The sequence below is a fragment of the Bacillus sp. P4_D3 genome (assembly GCF_056401855.1).
On the sequence record NZ_JBFUIN010000297.1, the window covers coordinates 1 to 3,963 of the forward strand.

At 34.8% G+C, this 3,963-nt stretch carries 7 protein-coding genes; 1 reads left to right on the top strand and 6 read right to left on the bottom strand.

Annotated features, from left to right (window positions below; genetic code table 11):
* From AC1DTM_RS19700 to AC1DTM_RS19725, 6 genes are all read right to left on the bottom strand, one after another.
* Positions 1-400 (bottom strand): T7SS effector LXG polymorphic toxin (locus AC1DTM_RS19700; protein ID WP_477000696.1); only part of this gene is annotated, 400 nt, incomplete at its 3' end.
* Positions 397-759: a DUF3958 family protein gene (locus tag AC1DTM_RS19705; protein WP_016105243.1), complete on the bottom strand. Its 363-nt coding sequence runs from the start codon at positions 757-759 to the stop codon at positions 397-399. The genes AC1DTM_RS19700 and AC1DTM_RS19705, both read right to left, overlap by 4 nt.
* 40 nt (positions 760-799) lie before the next feature.
* A complete protein-coding gene (locus AC1DTM_RS19710; RefSeq protein ID WP_199715604.1) occupies positions 800-1,075 on the bottom strand; it encodes a TIGR04197 family type VII secretion effector in 276 nt (91 codons plus the stop codon).
* Between the two features lie 211 nt (positions 1,076-1,286).
* Entirely contained in the window at positions 1,287-1,580 is a 294-nt protein-coding gene (locus AC1DTM_RS19715; protein WP_002200057.1) for a putative quinol monooxygenase, read from the bottom strand.
* A 44-nt stretch (positions 1,581-1,624) separates the two neighbouring features.
* Positions 1,625-2,263, bottom strand: a complete 639-nt coding sequence (locus AC1DTM_RS19720) for a nitroreductase family protein (protein ID WP_477000697.1) — start codon at positions 2,261-2,263, stop codon at positions 1,625-1,627.
* Between the two features lie 18 nt (positions 2,264-2,281).
* Positions 2,282-2,710, bottom strand: coding sequence for a MarR family winged helix-turn-helix transcriptional regulator (locus tag AC1DTM_RS19725; protein ID WP_000204168.1), 429 nt, complete (start codon positions 2,708-2,710; stop codon positions 2,282-2,284).
* A gap of 290 nt (positions 2,711-3,000) precedes the next feature.
* Between AC1DTM_RS19725 and AC1DTM_RS19730 the strand changes: the two genes are divergently transcribed.
* Positions 3,001-3,963 (top strand): GTP-binding protein (locus AC1DTM_RS19730; protein ID WP_477000698.1); only part of this gene is annotated, 963 nt, incomplete at its 3' end.

Sequence of the window (3,963 nt, forward strand, 5' to 3'; positions counted from 1 at the left end):
CACCTAATACCGTTACAATTGCACCTACTCCGGGCATTGGTGTAAGTACTTCTATTGCTTCTATACTTGTAATAGATTGATTAATTCCCCGTATTTGTTCTCTTATTTCTTGTTCAATCACATCTGTTGAAGCAACTTTTGCTTGGAACTCACTTGGAAATGCCTCATTTTGGCGAATTAATTCTTCACATAAACATATGATTCCTTGCGCTAATGGCCGAAATGTTTGGACAAGGTAGGCTTTTGCACTACTGTATGTTTGTCCTTGTAATACTGTATCTATCGCAAAAGCATCAATAGATTGAATGGCTTGTTCCATACTTTGAATCGTAGCATTACATATAGCGTTCATACTTTGAGTTTGACTTTGTACTTCTCCCAAATACATGTTTAAACTCATGTATTGACCTCCCTTTGTAGTTGCTGCTGTTCATAGGAAAGGTCGTTTTCTTTCTCACTGAGATGCCGTTTTTCTTTAAGCAACGTCTCTTTTTCGTTTTCTAATTCGAATGTAAGTTTTCTTTCATACTGCCTGATCTCTTGCCGCATATTCGTAAAAAGGTGAAATACTTCTTTGTCACCATGCCAAGTTTCTAGTATTCGGTTAAATAAACGATTGCTTCGATTTTTCCATTCATGAAAACTAGCCTCAGCTCGGTCTTGATTTTGCAGCGCAATTCGGTTTTCATTTTGTTCTTCAAATATACTTCGTAATTTTTGATTGCATTGACTTATTTTCGTTTCAATTTCTTGACTCATCTTTTCTCCCTACCTTTTCCCCTTTACGTAGGCTGTTACATTATTGAAAAGTCTTTTGAAGTCCGTTATCCATTTTCTCAAATTCATTTGATACGGAATGGATATTATCAATCGTCTGTTGAAAAGCAGCGCAAAATTGTTTCGTAATGTGTAAATTTTGCTGATTTGCTTCTTGTGCTTTGAAGTTCACAGATAGTGTAGTACGCGTTGCCTTATTTATAGTGCGACTAGTAGCACTTTGCATTCTATCTGAAGCATTTCTCATTTTCGTTGCAAGTTGCGTTGCCGTATGCAAATTACTTTGAAATTCTCCCATCACTTACTCCCCTCTACCTTTTATTTTCTAGAAAATTATACCATGGAAAAATATCCTAATAAACCGAATGTTCGAATTTAACATACAATTCACCACTGTCATTGAAGATAAGAGCAAAACTTCTATTTCAACATAACTGTACCGAAATTAGATTCTACTTATACAAAAAAAATGACCTCAGCTTTTTGCTAAAGTCATCTTTTTCACCATATTATTTTACTAACGTTCCATTATAAGCTTTTATATCAAGCGGAGCAGTTAAAAATTGTGCTGCTTTACTAACGAAAGATGTGAAGTGTTCACTCGTATTATGACTCGCAACTGCTTCTTCATCTTTCCATACTTCTACCATCGTATAAACATTTTCTTTTTCTGTATCTTTATATAAGTCATAAGATACATTTCCACTTTCTTCTCTTGAACCATGGATGAGTGGCTGAATTTGTTCTAAAAATGATTGTTGTTTTTCTGGATTCACTTGAAATATTGCGTGAATAATAATCATGGTGTTTCCCCTCTCATATCTCACTTATTTCTATTTGTATAAAATTACTTCCACTCAGCAACTTTTTCAATTGGAAGACGTACTGATGGATAACCACTGTCAGCAGCTTTTCCGATTGAAATTAACATAACTGGTACGTGGMGTTCTTTATCTAATCCGAATGCTTCTGCGATTTGGTCTTTTTCAAATCCACCAATTGGGCAAGTGTCATAACCGTGAGCACGAGCTGCTAACATAAATTGCATTGCTACAAGACCACCATCAATTAAAACTGTATCTTTCATTACTTCTGGCGTAACCATTGAGAAGTAACCTGAAAGTTTTTGCATTTGATCTTCTTTTACTTCAGCTGGCATTAAACCACGCTCTACTGCTGTACCGTAAATTTCTTCTGCGTTATCAAAGTTGTTTAAGTCACCAAATACAGCGATCATTGCTGAAGATGTTTCTACTTGAGATTGATTGAATTTCGCAAGTGGCGCAAGTGTTGCTTTTGCTTCGTCACTTTCAATAACTAAGAATCTCCATGGTTGCATGTTTACAGAAGATGGTGCAAGTGTTGCTTCTGTAAGAATTTCAGTCATCTCTTCTTTACTAATTTTCACTGAAGGATCGTACTTACGAATTGAACGACGTCCTGTTAAAATTTCGTTAAAATCATTTATTTTTACTGAGTTAGTCATAGTTGTATTCTCCCTTTTTTAAAGTTCTTTTATATTTTCTTGAATGCGGTCTAACATCGTTAAAAGATTGTCGCGCTCTTCTTCACTTAATCCTTTAAATGCTGAAGTAGCGAAACGCTCTTTTTCCTCTTGATACACTTGAATTTTATTTCGCCCCTCTTCTGTAAGAGAAACTAACGTAATTCTGTTATCATCTGGATTTTTACGTCTTGTAATCATTCCGTTTGCTTCCAGCTGTTTTAAATGCCTCGTAATCGCGGCATTATCAATATTCACTTCTTGCTGAAGTGCTTTTTGACTAATTTCATCTACTTCATATAACTGAAGTATAAGCTCTAGTCTAGATTGACTCATACCCGTACAACCTTCAAACTTCGAACTTACTTCTTTATTGAGGAAGTGTAATTTATATAAAATTATTGCTTCTTTTGAGCATGAACTTGTCAAATTACCCCTCCTTTACGTCCAAACCAAAAACGTTTGATGCATCAATAGTTGATATGTCAATTAATATAATCTATATCGATTTATAATGCAAGCATTTTGTTTTTCCTGTTTATTTTTTTAATGTTCGCCTATTAATATTTTTCCAAAACAAGGGACTTTATCACATTACAAAAAATGTTAATTGCATTATAATAGTACTAATTTAAATGACTGGAGAGTGATTGTAATGCGGCAATACACAAATAGAAATGAGGAAATAAAATTGGAAAATGAAATGAGGATATTTATATATGACAACAATAAATATAGGGATTGTCGCGCACGTAGACGCTGGCAAGACGAGTTTGACTGAGCGTATTCTTTATGAAACGAATGTGATTAAAGAAGTTGGCCGAGTAGATAGTGGCAATACGCAAACTGACTCAATGGAATTAGAAAGACAACGCGGAATTACGATTAAAGCATCTGTCGTTTCTTTCTTTATTGATGATTTAAAAGTAAATGTCATTGATACACCCGGACACGCTGATTTTATCGCTGAAGTGGAACGATCATTCCGCGTTTTAGACGGTGCCATTTTAGTTATCTCTGCCGTTGAAGGTGTGCAAGCACAAACGAAGATTTTAATGCGAACACTACAGAAACTAAACATACCGACTGTTTTATTTGTAAATAAAATAGACCGTAGTGGCGCAAATACTGAAAAAGTTGTGAAACAAATAAAAGCAATTCTTTCAAAGGATGCATTCCCCTTCTACTCTGTAGAGAACGAAGGAACAAAGGAAGCTCGTATTATTGAATATAAGTCATATGACGATTGTATTGAACGATTAGCACCATATAACGAATCATTGCTTGAGTCATATGTAAATAACGAAATAATACCGGACGCACTATTAAGAAAAGAACTCGAAAAGCAAATACAGCAAGCAAATGTGTTTCCTATCTTTTTTGGTTCAGCAATGACAGGTATTGGAGTAACTGAATTACTTGAAAATATTTCAGCCTTAATTCCAGCTACTAAATCGGTACAAGATGAAACATTATCCAGTGTTGTTTTTAAAATTGAACGCGAATCTTCTGGGGAAAAGATTGCTTATGTAAGAGTTTTTTCTGGTTGTTTACACGTTAGAAAATATGTTGATATTCAGCGCAGTGAGTCTCTGTCACATAAAGAAAAGATTAAAAAAATGTGCATATTTCATAATGGAAATGCAGTTCAAGCTTCTACTGTTCAAAGTGGAGAGTTTTGC